26 protein-coding genes are annotated in these 17,377 nt (G+C 64.4%); 13 read left to right on the forward strand and 13 right to left on the reverse strand.

Going from position 1 to position 17,377, the window contains the following annotated elements:
- Positions 1 to 13 precede the first annotated feature (13 nt).
- Positions 14 to 739 carry an outer membrane protein gene (locus M2320_RS15315; protein ID WP_264598007.1) on the reverse strand — a complete coding sequence of 242 codons (726 nt, stop codon included), beginning with the start codon at positions 737 to 739 and terminating at the stop codon, positions 14 to 16.
- Between the two features lie 87 nt (positions 740 to 826).
- Positions 827 to 1,255, reverse strand: a complete 429-nt coding sequence (locus tag M2320_RS15320; protein ID WP_264598008.1) for a hypothetical protein — start codon at positions 1,253 to 1,255, stop codon at positions 827 to 829.
- Positions 1,256 to 1,458: 203 nt separating this feature from the next.
- On the opposite strand from M2320_RS15320, the gene M2320_RS15325 reads away from it, so the two are divergent.
- Complete coding sequence (locus M2320_RS15325) at positions 1,459 to 2,061, forward strand: transglutaminase-like cysteine peptidase (RefSeq protein ID WP_264598009.1); 603 nt, start codon at positions 1,459 to 1,461, stop codon at positions 2,059 to 2,061.
- A 3-nt stretch (positions 2,062 to 2,064) separates the two neighbouring features.
- Here the strand turns inward: M2320_RS15325 and M2320_RS15330 are convergent, their stop codons facing one another.
- The 4 genes from M2320_RS15330 to M2320_RS15345 all read right to left on the reverse strand — a co-directional run bounded on the left by M2320_RS15330 (position 2,065) and on the right by M2320_RS15345 (position 4,976).
- Positions 2,065 to 2,823, reverse strand: coding sequence for a metal ABC transporter ATP-binding protein (locus M2320_RS15330; protein WP_264598010.1), 759 nt, complete (start codon positions 2,821 to 2,823; stop codon positions 2,065 to 2,067).
- Entirely contained in the window at positions 2,808 to 2,975 is a 168-nt protein-coding gene (locus M2320_RS15335) for a hypothetical protein (protein ID WP_264598011.1), read from the reverse strand. The genes M2320_RS15330 and M2320_RS15335 overlap by 16 nt, the downstream gene beginning before the upstream one ends.
- A 143-nt stretch (positions 2,976 to 3,118) precedes the next feature.
- On the reverse strand, positions 3,119 to 4,726 hold the full coding sequence (locus tag M2320_RS15340) for a glucan biosynthesis protein (RefSeq protein ID WP_264598012.1): 1,608 nt from the start codon (positions 4,724 to 4,726) through the stop codon (positions 3,119 to 3,121).
- A 16-nt stretch (positions 4,727 to 4,742) separates the two neighbouring features.
- Positions 4,743 to 4,976 (reverse strand): hypothetical protein, encoded by a 234-nt coding sequence (locus M2320_RS15345; RefSeq protein WP_184427058.1) that lies wholly within the window; start codon positions 4,974 to 4,976, stop codon positions 4,743 to 4,745.
- A gap of 131 nt (positions 4,977 to 5,107) precedes the next feature.
- On the opposite strand from M2320_RS15345, the gene M2320_RS15350 reads away from it, so the two are divergent.
- The 5 genes from M2320_RS15350 (at position 5,108) to M2320_RS15370 (ending at position 9,032) form a co-directional block, all read left to right on the forward strand.
- A complete protein-coding gene (locus M2320_RS15350; RefSeq protein ID WP_184427059.1) occupies positions 5,108 to 5,926 on the forward strand; it encodes a peptidylprolyl isomerase in 819 nt (272 codons plus the stop codon).
- 234 nt (positions 5,927 to 6,160) lie between these two features.
- A complete protein-coding gene (gene argJ / locus M2320_RS15355) occupies positions 6,161 to 7,408 on the forward strand; it encodes a bifunctional glutamate N-acetyltransferase/amino-acid acetyltransferase ArgJ (RefSeq protein WP_264598013.1) in 1,248 nt (415 codons plus the stop codon).
- A gap of 22 nt (positions 7,409 to 7,430) precedes the next feature.
- Positions 7,431 to 7,832, forward strand: a complete 402-nt coding sequence (gene mutT / locus M2320_RS15360; protein ID WP_184427061.1) for an 8-oxo-dGTP diphosphatase MutT — start codon at positions 7,431 to 7,433, stop codon at positions 7,830 to 7,832.
- 280 nt (positions 7,833 to 8,112) lie between these two features.
- Positions 8,113 to 8,706: a GNAT family N-acetyltransferase gene (locus M2320_RS15365; RefSeq protein WP_184427062.1), complete on the forward strand. Its 594-nt coding sequence runs from the start codon at positions 8,113 to 8,115 to the stop codon at positions 8,704 to 8,706.
- Positions 8,707 to 8,822: 116 nt separating this feature from the next.
- Positions 8,823 to 9,032, forward strand: a complete 210-nt coding sequence (locus tag M2320_RS15370; protein ID WP_264598014.1) for a hypothetical protein — start codon at positions 8,823 to 8,825, stop codon at positions 9,030 to 9,032.
- Here the strand turns inward: M2320_RS15370 and M2320_RS15375 are convergent.
- Both M2320_RS15375 and M2320_RS15380 read right to left on the reverse strand, forming a co-directional pair.
- Entirely contained in the window at positions 9,011 to 9,277 is a 267-nt protein-coding gene (locus tag M2320_RS15375; protein WP_264598015.1) for a helix-turn-helix domain-containing protein, read from the reverse strand. The two genes, M2320_RS15370 and M2320_RS15375, sit on opposite strands and share 22 nt — an antisense overlap.
- Before the next feature lie 296 nt (positions 9,278 to 9,573).
- Complete coding sequence (locus M2320_RS15380; protein WP_184427065.1) at positions 9,574 to 10,065, reverse strand: Dps family protein; 492 nt, start codon at positions 10,063 to 10,065, stop codon at positions 9,574 to 9,576.
- 158 nt (positions 10,066 to 10,223) lie between these two features.
- Here M2320_RS15380 and M2320_RS15385 point away from each other — a divergent pair, with 158 nt between their 5' ends.
- The 4 genes from M2320_RS15385 to M2320_RS15400 are packed head-to-tail and all read left to right on the forward strand — an operon-like array spanning position 10,224 to position 13,448.
- Positions 10,224 to 10,388, forward strand: a complete 165-nt coding sequence (locus tag M2320_RS15385) for a DUF1328 domain-containing protein (protein ID WP_264598016.1) — start codon at positions 10,224 to 10,226, stop codon at positions 10,386 to 10,388.
- Positions 10,385 to 11,899, forward strand: a complete 1,515-nt coding sequence (locus M2320_RS15390) for a sensor histidine kinase (protein WP_264598017.1) — start codon at positions 10,385 to 10,387, stop codon at positions 11,897 to 11,899. Before M2320_RS15385 ends, M2320_RS15390 begins: the two co-directional genes overlap by 4 nt.
- The gene (locus M2320_RS15395) at positions 11,892 to 12,317 is read left to right on the forward strand and encodes a response regulator (protein ID WP_264598018.1); all 426 of its coding nucleotides are present in this window, start codon (positions 11,892 to 11,894) and stop codon (positions 12,315 to 12,317) included. Before M2320_RS15390 ends, M2320_RS15395 begins: the two co-directional genes overlap by 8 nt.
- Positions 12,318 to 12,338: 21 nt before the next feature.
- On the forward strand, positions 12,339 to 13,448 hold the full coding sequence (locus M2320_RS15400) for a sensor histidine kinase (RefSeq protein ID WP_264598019.1): 1,110 nt from the start codon (positions 12,339 to 12,341) through the stop codon (positions 13,446 to 13,448).
- Here M2320_RS15400 and M2320_RS15405 read toward each other — a convergent pair.
- The 3 genes from M2320_RS15405 to M2320_RS15415 are packed head-to-tail and all read right to left on the reverse strand — an operon-like array spanning position 13,414 to position 14,554.
- Positions 13,414 to 13,728 (reverse strand): hypothetical protein, encoded by a 315-nt coding sequence (locus M2320_RS15405; protein WP_264598020.1) that lies wholly within the window; start codon positions 13,726 to 13,728, stop codon positions 13,414 to 13,416. The two genes, M2320_RS15400 and M2320_RS15405, sit on opposite strands and share 35 nt — an antisense overlap.
- A gap of 59 nt (positions 13,729 to 13,787) precedes the next feature.
- Positions 13,788 to 14,354 carry a sigma-70 family RNA polymerase sigma factor gene (locus M2320_RS15410; protein WP_184427071.1) on the reverse strand — a complete coding sequence of 189 codons (567 nt, stop codon included), beginning with the start codon at positions 14,352 to 14,354 and terminating at the stop codon, positions 13,788 to 13,790.
- Positions 14,354 to 14,554 carry a NepR family anti-sigma factor gene (locus M2320_RS15415; protein WP_264598021.1) on the reverse strand — a complete coding sequence of 67 codons (201 nt, stop codon included), beginning with the start codon at positions 14,552 to 14,554 and terminating at the stop codon, positions 14,354 to 14,356. Before M2320_RS15415 ends, M2320_RS15410 begins: the two co-directional genes overlap by 1 nt.
- A 149-nt stretch (positions 14,555 to 14,703) precedes the next feature.
- On the opposite strand from M2320_RS15415, the gene M2320_RS15420 reads away from it, so the two are divergent.
- From M2320_RS15420 to M2320_RS15430, 3 genes are all read left to right on the forward strand, one after another.
- On the forward strand, positions 14,704 to 15,501 hold the full coding sequence (locus M2320_RS15420; RefSeq protein WP_264598022.1) for a response regulator: 798 nt from the start codon (positions 14,704 to 14,706) through the stop codon (positions 15,499 to 15,501).
- A 183-nt stretch (positions 15,502 to 15,684) separates the two neighbouring features.
- Positions 15,685 to 16,131, forward strand: a complete 447-nt coding sequence (locus M2320_RS15425; RefSeq protein WP_264598023.1) for a bacteriohemerythrin — start codon at positions 15,685 to 15,687, stop codon at positions 16,129 to 16,131.
- Positions 16,132 to 16,214: 83 nt separating this feature from the next.
- Positions 16,215 to 16,397, forward strand: a complete 183-nt coding sequence (locus M2320_RS15430) for a CsbD family protein (RefSeq protein WP_184427074.1) — start codon at positions 16,215 to 16,217, stop codon at positions 16,395 to 16,397.
- A gap of 2 nt (positions 16,398 to 16,399) precedes the next feature.
- On the opposite strand, the gene M2320_RS15435 is transcribed toward M2320_RS15430, so the two are convergent.
- Together M2320_RS15435 and M2320_RS15440 are read right to left on the reverse strand one after the other, a co-directional pair.
- Entirely contained in the window at positions 16,400 to 16,567 is a 168-nt protein-coding gene (locus tag M2320_RS15435) for a hypothetical protein (protein ID WP_184427075.1), read from the reverse strand.
- Positions 16,568 to 16,569: 2 nt separating this feature from the next.
- Positions 16,570 to 17,367 (reverse strand): SDR family NAD(P)-dependent oxidoreductase, encoded by a 798-nt coding sequence (locus tag M2320_RS15440; RefSeq protein WP_264598024.1) that lies wholly within the window; start codon positions 17,365 to 17,367, stop codon positions 16,570 to 16,572.
- Positions 17,368 to 17,377: the final 10 nt, after the last annotated feature.

Consider the following 17,377-nt stretch of genomic DNA (forward strand, 5'->3'; position numbering starts at 1 on the left):
TGGAGCGAATTTTTTAGTGCGACGGGGCGCCGAATTTGTACATGAGGCCGAGCAGGGCCGCGTTCGAGTCGAAGCGGGTCTTGTCGGACACGCCCGTCGCCGCATTGAAATGCGTGGCCGAGCCGAGATCGGTGTAGCGGTATTCCGCGCGTCCGATGATGGTGTTGGTGAAGGCGTATTCCATGCCGCCGCCGACCGTCCAGCCGACGCGGTCGGAATTGAAGGTTGCGCCGCCGGGCAGGGCCGGCCCGGCATAGCCCATATTGACATTGCCGAAGGCGACGCCGCCCGCGGCGAACAGCAGGGCGCGGTCGATGGCGAAGCCGAGGCGGCCGCGCAGATCGGCGTCATAGCTGTGCGTGGCGCTGACGGCATAGGGGTTGCCGAGCGCGTCCGTGGCCGTGGTCGTGTGCTTGCCGCCGAGAATGGCGTCGCCATTGGCTTCGACGCCGAGGACCACCGACCCGAGCTGCTGGTTGTAGCCGACCATGCCGCCGAGCATCCCGGCGGTCGCGTTCTTGCCATAGGACGCCGGGACGCCATTGGCGTTCAAGTCGCCGCGGGCGTTCATGAAACTGGCGCCGCCCTCAATGCCCGCGTAAAAGCCGGTCCAGCTGAACGCGACCGGGACGGCCGTGAAAACGGGCGGCGGCGGCGGCGCCTTGGCCGAGGGAAGATCGGCCGCGCAGGCCTGACCCGCCCAAGCGGCAAAGGCGACGGAAACGAGAATTTTGCGCATGTGGCTCTCTGTTTTGACTGCCTGGGCGCGGGGGTCTAAGCCCCGCGTTCGACGGAAATATGGCGGTTAACAGAGGGTTAGTTTCGGTCAGCGCAGCGAAATGACGAGACCGCTCAGGTCGAGATTGGCGATCAGGCCGATCTGGCGGCCCTGCAATTCCAGCACGGCGCCCTTTTCGTTGGTGAGCGCGATCACCCGCGCGCCGACGACCAGGGCAGCTCCGGCGCCGCCGGCGCCATAGACGCCCGCGACATCCGAAGGCGTGCGGATGTGGGTGACCCGACCATGAAAATCGGTCTTGGACAGGCCGAACACCAGGCCGGCGTCGACGCCGCCGACCGAGAGCGGGTAACGCCGGCCGTGGAAAACCAGGACGCCCGATCCGCCATGCGCGCCGAGGAACCAGCCGCCCTTGACGATGGTGAGGCGAATGGCGCCGCTGTCGGCGAGGGCGGGCGCAACGCCCAGGCCCATCGCCACGGTGGCGGCGCTCCAGAATCGACGCCAATTCCGCATGCCATGGTCTCCCTGTATCCCAATGCGCGACCATAGCCGTCAAACCGGGCGGCATTGAGGTTCTTGGAGGTTCTTGACGCGCTATTCACCCTGTCTCGGAGGGGTGGGGCGTTGCGTAAAATCCAACCGAATTTTTTCCGCGGGCGGCAAGGCCCTCTTCATCACTCTGGCGTCGAAAACCACAGCCGGCGCCGGAGCCGAACATGTCGTTACGTCTTGTCATCGCCACAGTGCTGCTGATCGCGGGCGTCCCGGCCGCGCAGGCGGCGAGTGCTCTGCCGCATGCGAGCGCCGCGAAGACGCTGGGCGAGACCTCCATTCCCTATGGCTGGGTGGATTTCTGCGGCCGGCGGCCGAGCGAATGCGAGCAGCCGGCGCTTCCCGCGCGCGATGTCAAACTGACGGATGCGTCGTGGAAGGCGCTGGATCGCGTCAACCGGCAGGTCAATGCCTCGATCGAGCCGGTGTCGAACCTCGACCATTGGGGCACGATCCTCGACCACTGGGATTATCCGACCGACGGCAAGGGTGACTGCAAGATTTTTGCGCTCGCCAAGCGCAAGCAGCTCATCGACGCGGGCTTTCCCCGTCAGGCGCTGCTGATGACCATTGTCCGGGACCTGGAGGGGCAGGGTCACGCCATCCTAACGGTCGCCACCGACCGCGGCGATTTCGTTCTCGACAATCTCAGCGACGACATCCGCCCCTGGACCGCGACCGGCTATCGTTTTGTCAAGCGCCAGTCGCGCGAGGACCCGAATGTCTGGGTGGCGATCGACATGCCGGATCGGGTGTCTTCGCGCTGAAAATCAACCGGCCCGGGCGCAGGCGCTCGCCTGATCGTCGAACGCCTCGATCATTTTGCGCGCCCGCGAAAGATTTTCCGGCGACAGCGCCTGCTCGGTGGCGCCCCAAAAGATTTTTTCGCGCGCCAGCAGCAGGGTGTCGGGAAAACTCCGGCGCACCATATCAAAATCGTGGAGAACGGCGATGATGGTGCGACCCTCGTCGCGCCAGCGCCCGATCAGGGCGAGCAGGTCGCTCACGGTGCGCTCGTCGATCGCCGAAAAAGGTTCGTCGAGCAGGATGACCGGGGCGTCCTGGAGCATCAGGCGCGCAAACAGCAGGCGCTGGGTTTGGCCGCCCGACAGCGCACCGATCTGGCGTCGTTCAAAACCGGTGAGGCCCACCGCCGCCAAAGCCTGACGCACCTTTTGGGAGTCCGCCTTGCTGAGGCCGCCGAACATGCCGATGCCGCGCCACAGACCCATGGCGGCCATGTCGAAGACGTCGATGGGAAAGCTGAGATCGATCTGCGCGGCTTGCGGCAGATAGGCGATTTTTTTCTTTTCGCGGCCGCCGCCGAATTCAATCGCGCCACCCATCGGCTTGACCACGCCGACCAGCGCCTTGATGAGCGTGGACTTGCCGGCGCCATTGGGGCCGCAGATGGCGAGCAGCGCGCCGGGCGGGATGGTCCCGTCGAGGTGATGCACGGCGGGATGGCGGTCGTAGCCGAGGGTGAGATCGCGAATTGTTATCGCCGGGGGAGTCAGGACAGCGCCCAAAACACGCCTCCCCACAGCAGGGTTACGACGATCAGCGTGAGGCCGATGCGCTGCAGGGCGGACAGGCGAAGCAGCGAGAAGCTGGCCTCGCGCGGGGCGGGGGCGTGGTTGTGGGAATGCGCGTGCGCGTGTCCGTGAGAGTCCGATGCCATGCCGCTTGTCCCCTTCTCCCCTTGCGGGAGAAGGTGGCTCGCGGCGAAGCCGCGAGACGGATGAGGGGTTCGTCACACGGAGGCGCCCCCTCATCCGGCGCTGACGCGCCACCTTCTCCCGCAAGGGGAGAAGGAAGTCTCCCTTACGTTCCCGGTTGCAGCGGATGATACTGGAACATCCAGGTTTCCGACAGCACGCGGTCGCCGAGTTTCAGATAGGCGCGCAGTTCCACGGGGTCGTTGCCCTCGACATTGGCGAGATCGAACTGCACGCGCCAATGGCCGGGCACGTCGTCGGGCACCGCCTCCATCAGGCGGTACTCGCCAAAGGTTCCGCGCGAGGCCTGGACCTCGAGCTCCGGCATGGTCCCCTTGGGCAGATCGACCAGCGGCCCGCCCAAAAATTCGACCAAAAATTTGCGCACGCCCGGCGGGCGCGGCTGGCCGGGCTGGCCGCCTCGGCCAAGCCGCGTCGCCACAACGCGAGCGAGATTGGCGGGGAAGAAGGGTTCGTCCGCCTGCCAGTGCAGCCGGTAGGAGAAATGGAATTCGGAGCCGGCGACCGCCGGAGCGTCCGGAACCCACATGGCGACGATATTGTCGTGAATCTCGTCATCGGTGGACAGCTCCACCAGATGGATCGCCCCCTTGCCCCACTCGCCCTTGGGCTCGACCCACAGGCTTGGGCGTTTTTCGTAATTCACGCCGTCGATGTAATGGTCGAACACGCGGTCGCGTTGCAGCAGGCCGAACCCCTTGGGGTTCATGTCGGAAAAGGCCGAGGCCATGATGTGCGGCGGATTGTTGAGCGGGCGCCAGAGCCGGCCGCCCCAGCCCGTCCACATGGCGAGGCCGTCGGAATCGTGCACCTCCGGGCGCCAGTCAATGGCGGTCGGCTTCGCGGTTTCGGAGAACCAGTACATCGAGGTGAGCGGCGCGACGCCGAAACGCACCACATTGCCGCGCAGGCAGAAGGACTGGTCGATGTCCATCACCACGCCTTCGCTGCGCGTCATGATGAATTTGACCGCGCCGACGATTTTGGGGCCTTCGAGCAAAGCGTAGACGGTGACGGAATCGCCCTGCTGCGGCCCGATCCAGATTTTGGTGAAATCCGGGAATTCCTCGTTGCGGTCGGCGACCGCCGTGTCGAGAGCCACGCCGCGCGCGGAAAGGCCGTATTGGTGCAGGGCGCCGATGGCGCGGAAATAGGAGGCGCCGAGAAAGGCCACCCAGTCATTGGTATGCCAGTCGTATTTGCTCCCGTCCTTCGGCTCCTGGAAGCGGAAGCCGGCGAAGCCAACGCCCTTCGGCAGTTGGCGCGCGGGGGAATCGGCGGGCATGTCGAAATAGGACTGGTCGTAGATGATCTCGCGCGCCTTGCCGTTCTCGACGACATGGATCGCCACCGCCTTCTTGAAGAAGCGGCCGAGATGGAAAAACGTCACCGGAAACCGGTTCGGCCCCGTGGCGTTGAGGGCGTAGTCGTTGTTGAAACGAATCTTGCCCCAGGCCTCGTAGTCGATCTTTTGCAGCACGTCCGGCGCGGGCGTTTCCGGGCCGACATAGGCCTCGCCGGCCATTTTCTTGGCCTGCGCCTGGAGCGCCTCGAAGGTGAACGGCTTTTCCGGGCCGAGTTTCAGCCCGGGCGCGGCGGCGATCGCGGCGCCGCCTCCCAGACCCGCGAGGCCGGCGGCGGCGGACAAAGCAAAGTTCTTGCAGAACGTCCTGCGATCGAAGGGAGATGTCATGGGAGGCCTTGAAGGATCAGCGGCGGAACGGTTCGTGCTCGACAGCTTGGCGCATGAAATAATAAAGACCGATGAAGCCGATCACGATGAAGACCACCTCCATCACGCGGCCGACGGTCGCGCCGAGCTGGAACAGGCCGCTGAGCGCCCATCCGGCGGCCCAGGAGGCGCCGACGAGTTCGGTGCCGACGAGGATCGCCAGGGCGATCAGGGTTCGGGCGTTGGTCCAGTCTATCTTTTTCTCGGCCATGTCGCACTCCATCCCCTTCGTCTAGACCATAGCAAGGTCCCGCGCAATCGCTCGCTGACCTCACAGAACTTGTGACGGCGCGCGATTTCAGGCACAACGTCCGCGCCATTCACTCTTGGAGTTTGCACCCTATGGCTTTTCCCTTCGTCGCCGGCCTGCGCCGCGCCGCTTTCGCCCTTCCGCTGTGCGCGCTCGCGCTGAACCCCGCCGCCGCAAAGGTATTGGCCACGGTGAACGGCGTCGAGATCACCGACGCAGATCTTGCCACGGCGGCCGAGGATGTCGGCAGCTCCCTGCCCAAGCAGATGGACGAGGCGGCCCGCCAGAAGGCGCTGTTGGATTATCTGATCGACGTCACGCTGGTGAACCAGAAGGCCGTGGCCGACAAGCTCGACCAGACCCCGGAATTCGCCAAAAAACTTGCTTATTTCCGTCAAAAATTGCTGATGGAGACCTATCTGGCCAAGGTGACCAAGGAAGGCGTGACCGAAGCGGCGGAAAAGCAGGTCTATGACGACGCCGCCAAAGCGCAGAAGCCCGAAGAGGAAATCCACGCCCTGCACATCCTCGTGCCCACCGAGGACGAGGCGAAAAAGGTCGAGGAGCGGCTGAAGAAGGGCGAGGATTTTGGCAAACTCGCCGACGAATTGTCCAAGGACCCGGGTTCGAAGGGCGGCGATCTCGGCTGGTTCACCAAAGACCGCATGGTGCCGGAATTCGCCGAGGTCGCCTTCAAGACCAAGCCCGGCGACGTCTCCGATCCGGTCAAGACCCAGTTCGGCTGGCATGTGATCAAGGTCTTGGACAAGCGCCAGAAGCCGTTCCCCACCTTTGCCGAAGTCAAGCCGCAGGTCGAGCATTTCGTGCAACAGAAGGTGCAGAGCGAAGCCATCATGAAGCTGCGCGACGGCGCCAAGATCACCCGCACGGACGAACCGGCGAAAAAGTGATTTCGCCCCGAAAGCCCCGCTTCGGCGGGGCGTCTTGTTGAGCAAACAGCCCCGCTTCGGTGGGGCTTTTTGTTGAGCATCTTCGCGGATGCGCGGTCATCCTATTGTCATGCAAGCGCGCAAAACGCCGTCGCGCAGGTTCCTGCTTGACGGCGCCGCTCAGGCGACGCAAACGAGGACGAATTTGCGCCGCCTTGTCCTTGAGAGGCGGCGCGAACAGCCCGAGGATTTACGATGGCCGCGCCCGCCCCGCTTTCCCCCCTTGCGCCCACGATCTTTGCCGAATTGCCGCCGATCGACGGCGTGCGCCTCGCCGCCGGCGCCGCCGGCATCCGCTACCAGGGGCGCACCGACGTGGTGCTCGCCGTGTTCGACAAGCCGGCTTCCGTCGCCGGCGTCTTCACCACCTCCAAATGCCCGTCGGCGCCGGTGGATTGGTGCCGCGACATGCTCAAGGGCGGCAAGGCCCGCGCGCTCGTGGTCAATTCCGGCAACGCCAATGCTTTCACCGGCAAGGTCGGCAAGGATGCGACGGAATTGACGGCGAAACTGGCGGCCAAGGCGATCGGCGCCGACGAGAGCGAGATTTTCCTCGCCTCGACCGGCGTGATCGGCGAACCGCTGGACGCGTCGAAATTCGAGGGCGTGCTCGATCGGCTCGCCGCCGACGCGCGCGCCGACGCCTGGCTGGACGCCGCCCGCGCCATCATGACCACCGACACCTTTCCGAAAGTCGCCACCGCGAAGGCCATGATCGGCGACGTCGAAGTCACGCTGAACGGCATCGCCAAAGGCGCCGGCATGATCGCGCCCGATATGGCGACCATGCTCTCCTATGTCTTCACCGACGCGGCCATTTCCTCCGACGCGCTGCAGAAGCTGCTGTCCAAGGGGGTCAAAACCTCGTTCAACGCGGTGACCGTGGACAGCGACACCTCGACCTCCGACACGTTGATGCTGTTCGCCACCGGCGCGGCGGAAGCGCGCGGCCAGAAGAAAATCCGCAAGGCGCGCGACGAACACCTCGCCGATTTCGCCGAAAAGCTCGACGCGCTGCTGGTCGATCTCGCCCAGCAGGTTGCGCGCGACGGCGAAGGCGCGCGGCACTTCATCGAGGTGCAGGTCACCGGCGCCGACAGCGACAAGGCGGCGAAACGCGTCGCCTTCTCCATCGCCAATTCGCCGCTGGTGAAGACGGCGGTGGCCGGCGAGGACGCCAATTGGGGCCGCGTGGTCATGGCGGTCGGCAAGGCCGGCGAGAAGGCCGAACGCGATCGCTTGTCGATCTGGTTCAACGGAATCCGCGTGGCGCATAACGGCTTGCGCGACCCCGATTATGACGAGGCCGCCGTTTCCGACGTGATGAAGCAGGACGTGATCGTCATCCGCGCCGACCTCGACATCGGCAAGGGTTCGGCGAAAGTGTGGACCTGCGATCTCACCAAGGACTATGTCGCCATCAACGGCGATTACCGGTCATAGGCGCGCTTTCCAAGGACATGCCATGAAGCTGCTGCTTGTCGTCGCCGTCGCCCTGGTCGACGCCGACAACCGCGTCCTGATCGCGCAGAGGCCGGAGGGCAAGACGCTCGCCGGTCTCTGGGAGTTTCCGGGCGGCAAGATCGATCCGGGCGAGCGCCCGGAACAGGCGCTGATCCGCGAATTACGCGAGGAGCTCGGCATCTCTGTAAAAGAGGCTTGCCTTGCGCCACTTACTTTCGCCAGCCATGGTTATCCAGATTTTCATCTTTTGATGCCACTTTATATCTGTCGTCGATGGGAAGGACATATTGCCGCACGCGAAGGTCAAAGGCTGAAATGGGTTGCGCCGCCCAGGCTGCGGGACTATTCGATGCCTCCAGCAGATGAGCCGTTGATTCCCGCACTGGTTGAATTACTGGCTTGATGCCGATCGGAAAAATGGCGCCGCAGGCCGATGCGTCAAGCGTGCTGCAGCGCAATAGAAAGTGTAAGGGCAAGTAAGGCCAACTCCGGGCAAGGTTGGCTTGGTAGACAGGAATCATGGTCAAATCTAGGTAAAACCATGACTTCGGTCACCTGCTCAATGTTGACCCTTGAACTTTTTGCTGCGCTGCACCATAATAAGCATAACAGGGGAAACGCTCTGCGAGGGGGGCATTGATCCACAGCGGCCTAGCGGCCGCGCAGAGGAATAGGAAGACCACATGGAACAGGCTATGATCCATGGAGGCGTTGTTCGCAGACTTTGGCCGGCCGACCTGCCGGCGTTCCGTGACCATCTGCTGCGTCTGGACGCCAAGAGCCGGTACGACCGCTATGCAATGGCGGTCAACGACGATTTTCTTATCCGCTACGCAGAACGCTGCTTCGGCATCGACGACGTGATCTATGGCTATTACGTGGACGGCGTGCTGCGGGGCGCGGGTGAGTTGCGATCGGTCGGCAACAACATCATCGGCGGCTCCGTGGAAGCGGCGTTCTCAGTGGAAAAGGAATGGCGCCGTCGCGGCGTCGGCACCGAACTGATGTCGCGCATCGTGCGCGCCGCCCGAAACCGCCGCGCCGACGCGCTCTACATGACCTGCCTGTCGGGCAATGTGGCCATGCAGGGCTTGGCGCGGAAGTTCTCGGCCGATCTGCGCTTCGAGACCGACGACGTCTCGGGCAAGCTCGTCGCGCGCGCGCCGAGCGCCGCCTCGATCTGGGGCGAATTCGCCGACAATGCGACCAGCTTCGCCACGGCGATCCTGGACCTGCAGACCCGCGTGTTCTCCATGCAACAGCGCGGCGCAGCCTGAGCTGAAGCCCGGTCATGCAGAAAGCGCGCCCCTCGGGGCGCGCTTTTTTGGTTCTTGCGGACAAGCTTGGCGAAAGCTTAGGCGGCGACCATGGACATCATCCACGGAGAGGGCCGATGTTCGCCGTCAAAAATCACTTTTCCGAGTTGATCGAGATCGACCTGCTGTTCGCGCAAGCGGAACTTGCAACGGGCGCGACGGACCGTTCAGCCTTGACCCGCGCCATCCGCCATATCGAGCAGGCGCTCAAGAGCGTGCGTGCTCAAAAGGCGGAAGACTACGGGAAAAGGGACGGCCTGAAGACTCACTCGGCGGCGAGGGGATAGTCGGATTTGTTCGAGCCCAGCAGCCCGGAGAGCTCGAAGAAATGACGAATGCTGACATTCAACCGCTTGCAAATGGTCACCATCGTGCGCGCATCGATGCGTTCGATCCCTGTTTCGAAGGCTTCGAGCCGCTCCGGCGCCACGCCGACGCTTTCTGCAAAGGATGGCGCGTCAAATTGACGGGCGAGCCTTTCCGAGCGGAGGCGAGACCCGATGGCGCGATCGATGATATTCGTGGTCGTCACGCAGGACCTCATTACGTTAGGTTGTCATCATTACGTACGTCACCTCCGGGTTGTAGGTGCGAAACAGTTAACAAAAGGTTAACAGCGACGCCGTCCGCGCGCGCTCAAGGCGCGGACAGCCCGGCCGAATCCGTCAATTAAACGAGCAGACGAAATCGAAATGGAAAAAGGCGCCGCCGTCGGCGACGCCTTCAAGACGTGCAGCCTGTCAGCGGTAGAGAAACGCGATCAGCAGAATGATCGGGATCGGCACGCCAAGCAGCCAAAGCAGAAGTCCACGTCCCATTGTCCCCTCCTCACTTGGTGATGACGGCGCGCAGCATCCAGATGGTTTTCTCGTGCCATTCCATGCGCGCGACCAGCATGTCGTGGGTGACCACGTCCTTCTGGTCCTCCGCGTTCAGCGCCGCCTGGCGCATGACGCGCACAGCGGCCTCGTGGTCCGCGATCAGGTCCTCGACAATCTCTTCCGCGCCCATTTCGCGCGCGGCGGGCTGCACCGAAATGGCGGGCACAGGCGTCGGGAAACCCAATGCGCGAATGCGCTCCGCGAACAGGTCGGTGGCCTCGAACAATTCGCCATATTGCTCCTCCAGCATTTCGTGCAGGGAATGGAACAGCGGCCCCACCACATTCCAGTGATGGACATGCGTCTTGACGACCAGGCTGTAAGTGGCGCTCAGGATCTCCGCGAGGCTTTCCGCAATCTTTGTGCGGGCGGCCGGGTCGATTCCGGATTGGATGGATTCGACGCGGGGCTTTGCGCCCAAGATTTCCACATTGGCCATGAAAGGTCCTTCGCTTGTTGCAACGTTCAGTTGAGGTAACCGCATCCGTCGGCGCGCGTTCCCCGTAAAGGCCGCGAAAAGTCTGGCGCGAACCGGCGCGCAAGCGGAACCATGCGTCGCTCTAGGCCGTTGCCTTTGAACGGCTTGGAGGCGCGAAAATGCTCTATTGGACGCTCGTCTTTCTTGTGGTCGCGCTGGTTGCCGGCGCGCTTGGCTTTACCAGTTTGGCCTCGGCCTCCGCGGGCGTCGCGCGCATCATCTTCGGCGTCTTCCTGGTGTTCTTCCTCGTCTCGCTCGTCATGCAGGTGTTTGGCGGGGCATGAAACGGGCTGAGCCGAGTCTGACAAACCTCAATGCAGCGCTGGCGGCCGCGGGCGTCGCGGTGCTGCTCGCGCTCGCCTATGGCGCGCATGTGTTTTCGGAAAAGACCGAGAGTCTCGCCAAGGACGTGGCCCGACTCGCTGTCGCCGAAGTGAGGATCTCCGGCGTCTACACCCAGGTCCTGGAAGCGGAATCGAGCCAGCGCGGCTATTTGCTCGTCAACGATCCCAATTATCTCGATCCGTTTCGCGCCGCGCGCGCCCGCGGCGAAGAGAATCTCGCGATCGCGGTACAAAAACTCGGGCAATTGAACATCGACGCCCAAGGCCTCGACGCCCTGCGCGAGATCGTGTCGAAGAAATATGATGAGTTGGAGAAGACTGTCGCGCTGGCGCAGGCGGGCCAACGTGACGCCGCGATCGACATCGTGCGCGCCAATCATGGACGCGAGCTGATGTCGCGCATCCGCGAACGGACAAACGCCGAGCTGGATCGCCTCGCGACGATGCGCAAGCAATGGATCGTCGAGCTTCAGGACAGCGCCGACAAGATGAGTGTGGCCGACGTGCTCGGCTCCGTCGCCGTGTTCCTGCTCGCGGCCTTGGCCGTGGCGCAGCAGTTCCGCCATTCCCGCGCTCTGGCTTCGGCGCAGCAGAACCTCGCCGCCGCCAATGATGCGCTTGAACATCGCGTGGCCGCGCGCACGCGCGACCTCAAGCGCGCCAATGAGGAAATCCAGCGTTACGCCTATATCGTCAGCCACGACCTGCGCGCGCCGCTGGTGAACATCATCGGTTTCGCCCGGGAGCTGGAGACGGCTTTCGCCACCGTGAAGCCGCTGGTGGAGACGGCGTGCGACGAACCCGGCGCCGAAAAGGCGCTCGCCGAAAAGGCCCTGGCGGCCGTGAGGGACGACATTCCCGAAGCGCTGAAGTTCATTCGCTCCTCCACCAGCCGCATGGATGCGCTGATCGCGGGCATTCTCAAACTGTCGCGGCTCGGCGGACTCGCGCTGCAACCCCAGGCCATCGACCTCGATCAATTGGCGCGCGACTGTATCGCCACCGTGGCGCACCGTCTCAACGGCGCCGGCGCGCAGGTCGAGATCGAGGGCCGCCTGCCGAGCCTCGTCGGCGACCGCGACGCGCTGTCCCAGGTGTTCGCCAACCTGCTCGACAATGCGGCGAAATATCTCTCCGACGCGCGCGTCGGGCGCATCGTGCTGCGCGGCCGGCAGACGGCGGCGCAGACGATCGTCGAGGTGGAGGACAATGGCCGGGGCGTCGACCTGAAGGATCAAAGCCGCATCTTCGAACTGTTCCGCCGCGCGGGCGCCCAGGACCGGCCCGGCGACGGCATCGGCCTCGCGCATGTGCGCACGCTGGCGCGCCGCATGGGCGGCGACATCGCCGTGCGCTCCGACGGCCGGTCGGGCAGCATCTTCACTGTGACGCTGCCTAACGACCTCAGGACCTTTCTCAACCATGAACCAAGGGAGGACAGAAATGTCTGACCGCAACCGCGCCGTTTCGATCGTGATGATCGAGGACGACGAGGGACATGCCCGACTGATCGAAAAGAACATCCGCCGCGCGGGGGTCGCCAACGACATCGTCACGTTCGGCAATGGGTCGCAGGCGCTGGACTATCTGTTGAACGCAAGGCTGCCGCGTCCCTATCTGATCCTGCTCGATCTCAATCTGCCCGACATGACCGGCGCCGACCTTCTCTCCGCGATCAAGTCGAACGACAACACCCGTCGGGCGCCGGTGATCGTGCTGACCACGACGGACGATAAACACGAGGTGGAGAAGTGCTATGATCTCGGCGCCAATGTGTACATCGTCAAACCGCTGAACTATGATAGTTTCGCGAACGCGATCCGGCAGTTGGGCTTGTTCCTGTCGGTGATCCAGGTTCCAATCGATTGAAGGCGGACCCCTAGACTGACCATGCCCTTTGGTTCAGAATATCGTTCCGATCTGCGCATCCTGTTCGTCGATGACGACGAAGGGTTCGGCGTGCTGGTGCGCAAGCGCCTTTCATTGCGCGGTCACAACACCACGGTCCTGCAAAGCGGCGATGAGGTCATCGCCCAGGTCGCCGCCGGCGGCGTCGATGTCATCACCCTGGACCATACGCTGGTCGGCGAAACCGGTCTCGATATTATGGCGCGACTCGGGCCCCGCGAAACCCGCCCGCCCATCGTCTATGTCACCGGCGACATGAATGCGCGCACCGCGGTGACCGCGCTCAAGTCAGGCGCCGACGAATATGTGGTGAAGGATGGCGGCGATGAGTTTTTCGAACTGCTGACCGCGGCGATCGAACATGTCTATGAGCGCTGGCGGCTGAAGCGGATTCGCGACGAGCAACAGAAGGCGGTGCGCGAGGCGCGCGATCGCGCCGAAATGCTGCTGCACGAGGTCAATCACCGCATCGCCAACAGTCTCGGCCTGATCGTCGCCATGGTGCGGATGCAGACCAGCGCGCTCAGCGATCCCGCCGCCATCCAGGCGCTGCAGGAGACGCAGGCCCGCATCACCGCGGTCGGCGGCGTGCATCGCAGACTCTATATGCACAACCGCATCGGTCTGGTGGCGCTCAAGGATTATCTGGAATCCTTGGTCGACGACCTGCGCACGCAGCTTGGCGACCGCCACAGGCTGGTGGCGGCGGTCGAACCGATCACCGTGACCACGGACAAGGCGGTGTCGCTGGGGGTGATGGTGGGAGAACTCGTCACCAACGCCTATAAATACGCCTATGCCGAGGGCGCGTCGGGCGAGATCCGCATCGCCGTGGAACGGGAGGGCGACGGCGCCGTCCTCTCCGTGTCCGACGATGGCGCGGGATTCGATCCGAGCGCGCAAGCTAAGGGCACGGGGCTCGGCTCCAAAATCCTGAAATCGCTGGCCCAGAACGTTCAGGGCGAAATCGGCTATGCGCGCGAGGGCGCAGGGTGCCGCGTCAGCTTGCGTTTCGGCCTCGACGCCCGTGACCGCGGCGAAGGACCGGACGCGTGGCTCAGCGGTCGCTCCGGGTCAGATGCGCCAGAATGAAGCCGAAGCCCGCCGCAATGGCGAGCGCCGCCAGCGGATTCTTTGCGACCGTGTCCGAAATCGTCTCGACGCCGCGATCGGCGGTGGCGCGCGCCTCGGCCGCCACATGTCCGGCCTGGTCGGCGGCGCGCGCGCCGGCTTGCTTCACCGCGTCCGCCGCCTCGTCGCGGCGCGCGGCGGCGGTTTCGGAAAACTCCGCCAGGGCGGCCCGGATCGCGACCACCGCGTCGCTGATCGTCGTCGCCAATTCGTCGCGTTCCGCCTTGATGTCGATGCCCATGGTTCAAACTCCGTCTCGGCAAAGACAGGCAACGTGAGCGGGACGCCTTTGTTCCGGACTCAGGCCGCTTCGCCCGGCGCCGACGATCCGTTGATCGCCAGGAACTCGGCGCCGAATTCGCCCACCGAGTCGATGGCGAGATGCGCCATCAGCTTGCGCCGCGCGCGATTGACGCGGCTCTTGATCGTGCCCAGCGCGCAGCCGCAGATCTGCGCGGCCTCCTCGTAGGACAGGCCGGTGGCGCCGACCAGAAGCAGCGCCACGCGCTGCTCTTCGGGCAGTTTCGCCAGGGCGGTCTTCAGGTCGTCGAGATCGAGATGGCCGTTCTGTTCGGGATTGACGAACAGCCGCGCGGCGGAATCGCCATCGCGGTCCGGGGCCTCGCGGCGCGCCTTCCGGTAATTCGAGTAGAAGGTGTTGCGCATGATGGTGAACAGCCACGCCCGCAGCGAACTGCCGGGCGTAAAACGCTGTTGCGCCGCCCAGGCCTTGATCAGCGTTTCCTGGACGAGGTCGTCGGCGCGGTCGTGATGGCCGGAGAGCGACAGGGCGAAAAAGCGCAATTGCGGAATTTCCGCAAGCAGCGCGGATTTGAAGTCGGCGTCGGGCCGCGGGGCTTCCGCCATCAGAGCGCCTCCTGAGCGCGCGCCTGCTGGGGATGCGGCGGACGCGGCGACTCGTTGTCCAGACGCTCCAGCAGATCGACGAAGCGATCCGGCACGGGTTCGGCGGCGGTTTCATTGAACAGCCGGCGCAGCTGCCTGCCGAGATGCGCCTGCAAAGTCTTGTCGAGCGGCGCTCCGACGACCTCTTCCTTCTCAGTCATGTCAATCCATCGCAAATAAAGGTGGGGAGGCGCGGTCTTGCGCCACGCTCGCGGTTTCAACGCCCAACACGCCCCGGCGTTCCCCAAAATCTTTGGGAACCCGGGGAAGCGCTCGGGCGTCGTTAAGCGGACCTGAATCGGAGCCCCCAATGACTCTCGCCGCGATGATCGCCCCGCAGCTCCCTTATCTGAGGCGCTACGCGCGGGCCCTGAGCGGGAGCCAGGGCGGCGGCGACGCCTGTGTCGTGGCGATGCTGGAGGCGCTGGTCGAAGACCCCGGCCTGTTCGACGCCCAGGGCGATTCCCGCATGGCGACCTACCGCGCCTTCACCCGCATCTGGAACGCGCTGCCGGTCAACGCCAGCGAACCGCGCGCGCGCGGCGGCGCCTCGGACGAGCGACTGGACAAGCTCACGCCCCTTCCGCGTCAGGCGTTCCTGCTGACCGCGGTGGAGGGGTTTTCGCCCGATCAGGCGGCGCGGGTGTTGGGATGCGCGCCCGCGGCCTTTTCACAGCTCCTGGAGACGGCGGGCCGCGAAATCGGCGCGCAGGTTGCGGCGGACGTCCTGATCATCGAGGACGAGCCGCTGATCGCGCTGGATCTCGAACATCTCGTCATGGGTCTCGGCCACACGCTTGCGGGAATCGCCCGCACGCGGCGCGAGGCGGTGGACCTCGCCAACCGCTTGCGCCCGGGCCTGGTGCTGGCCGACGTGCATCTCGCCGATGGCAGCTCCGGCGTCGAAGCGGTGAACGACATCCAGAAATCCTTCGATGTTCCCGTGGTCTTCATCACCGCGCATCCGGAACTGCTGCTGACCGGCGAGCGCTCCGAGCCGGCGTTCCTGATCGCCAAGCCGTTCAACGAAGACATGGTGCGCGCGGTGATCAGCCAGGCGCTGTTCTTCAACGCGCGGACCAAGGGCGACCCCGCCACCGCCGCCTGAATCGACGGATTCCGCAACCCTCGCGTGCGTAAAAGACGCAAGCTTGGCGCAAGCCTCGCGGCGCAGGCTTGGAGCCTGAGCGACACAGCCATTTTATCCGAGAATTCGGCTTTATCCGAGAATTCGACGAGCGCGGTCGCGCCGAAGTTCGCCGGGCGCGGCGATGGCATGAAAGAGGACCGCATGCCCCTGATGACCTGGAACGAGAAGATGAGCCTCGGCGTCGTCGGCATCGACAACGAGCACAAAAAGCTCGTCGGGCTGGTCAACGAACTCTATGACGCGATCCAGGCCGGCAAGGCGAACGATGTGCTGGGGCGCGTGCTGGATGGCCTGGTCGCCTATACCGAAAGCCACTTCCGCCATGAGGAGGCGCTTTTCTCCGACGCCGGTTATCCGCACAGCGCCGAGCACAAGCGCGAGCATGAGCGCCTGGCCACACGTGTCCTGGAGATCCAGGCGCAGGTGCGGGACGGGGTCCGCGGCGCGCTGTCCCTGGACGTGATGAATTTTTTGAAGGACTGGCTCATCAATCATATTCAGGACAGCGACCGCAAATACATCCCCTACCTGCCTGCGGGGCGGTCGACGAAAATAGCGGAACAAAATCAAGACTTGAGCGTCGTTTGAGCAGGGGGTGGCGCCAAGCCGCCCCCATGCACGATGTCCCGTCAGGCGAAGGCCAAGGCGGGCGTCCAGCAACGGAGCTTTTCATGTCCTCCTCAACCAGTGACAAGATTTCCGGCGCCGCCAATCAGGTCGCCGGCAAGGCCAAGCAAGCTGTCGGCAAGGCCGTCGACGACAAGGAGCTGCGCGCCAAGGGCGCCGTCCAGGAAGCCAAGGGAACGGCGCAGAAGGCGGCGGGCCACGCCAAGGACGCCGTCAGCAAGAAGTGAGGTTACGAGGGCGGTCCGTGAGGGCCGCCCTCGGTCTTTTTGTCCTTCTCTTCCTTCTTCGCCTGCTCGTGGTTGCGGTCGTCCAGCTCGGTCGCATAGGGCTGCTGGCCCTCGCGCCGGCTTTGCGCCTTCAGCGCGTCGCGCCGCTCCTTCTCGCTCGCCTGCTTCATGCTCACTCCTTTCGCGCCGATCCGGGCTCAGCTTCGCGCTTGTGGGTCCGCGCCAGCATTTCGGCGGGGGTGATCAGCGCCAGCGCCGTCTTCAGCTTGTTCGACCAGCCACTCACCACATCGCCCTCGCCGCGCATCATGGCGTCGAAGCCGATGCGGGCGACCTCGTCGGGGTCGTCCTTTTTCGAATGAGCGAGTTTCGTGTCTTCGAGTTCGGCGCGGGCGAAAAATTCGGTGTCGGTCACGCCGGGCATCAGGCAGGTGACGCTCACGCCCGACCCCTCCAACTCGGCGCGCAGGGCGAAGGAGAACGAGTCCAGGAACGCTTTGGTGCCGTTGTACACCGCCTGGAACGCGCCAGGCGTGAAGCCGGCGATCGAGCCGGTGATCAGGATGCGGCCGGCTCCATTGGCGCGCATGTCGCGGCCCATCCGGTGCAGGAGCCGCAGGGTTCCACTGACATTGGTGTCCACGACCTTCAGCGCCTTCGCAAGGTCCTGGTCCAAGAAGCCGCCGCCCAGCCCGATCCCGGCGTTGGCGCATAAAATTTCCGGCGCGCGTCCGCCCCAGCTCACGGCGTTGCAGAGCAGATCGACGCCGTCCTTCGTGGAAAGATCGGCCTCGACCGCCTCGACGGCGACTCCAAAACTTCGCAGCGAAAGTGCGGCCTTTTCGATCTCCGCGTCATCCGCGGCGATCACCAGATCATGGCCGGCGCTGGCGCAGCAGCGGGCAAGGCCAAGGCCTATGCCGCTCGAGGCGCCGGTGACGACGGCGAGGGGTCGGAAAGCTTGCGCCATGGTTGTTCTT

Source organism: Rhodoblastus acidophilus (assembly GCF_025961575.1).
Classification (GTDB): domain Bacteria; phylum Pseudomonadota; class Alphaproteobacteria; order Rhizobiales; family Beijerinckiaceae; genus Rhodoblastus; species Rhodoblastus acidophilus_C.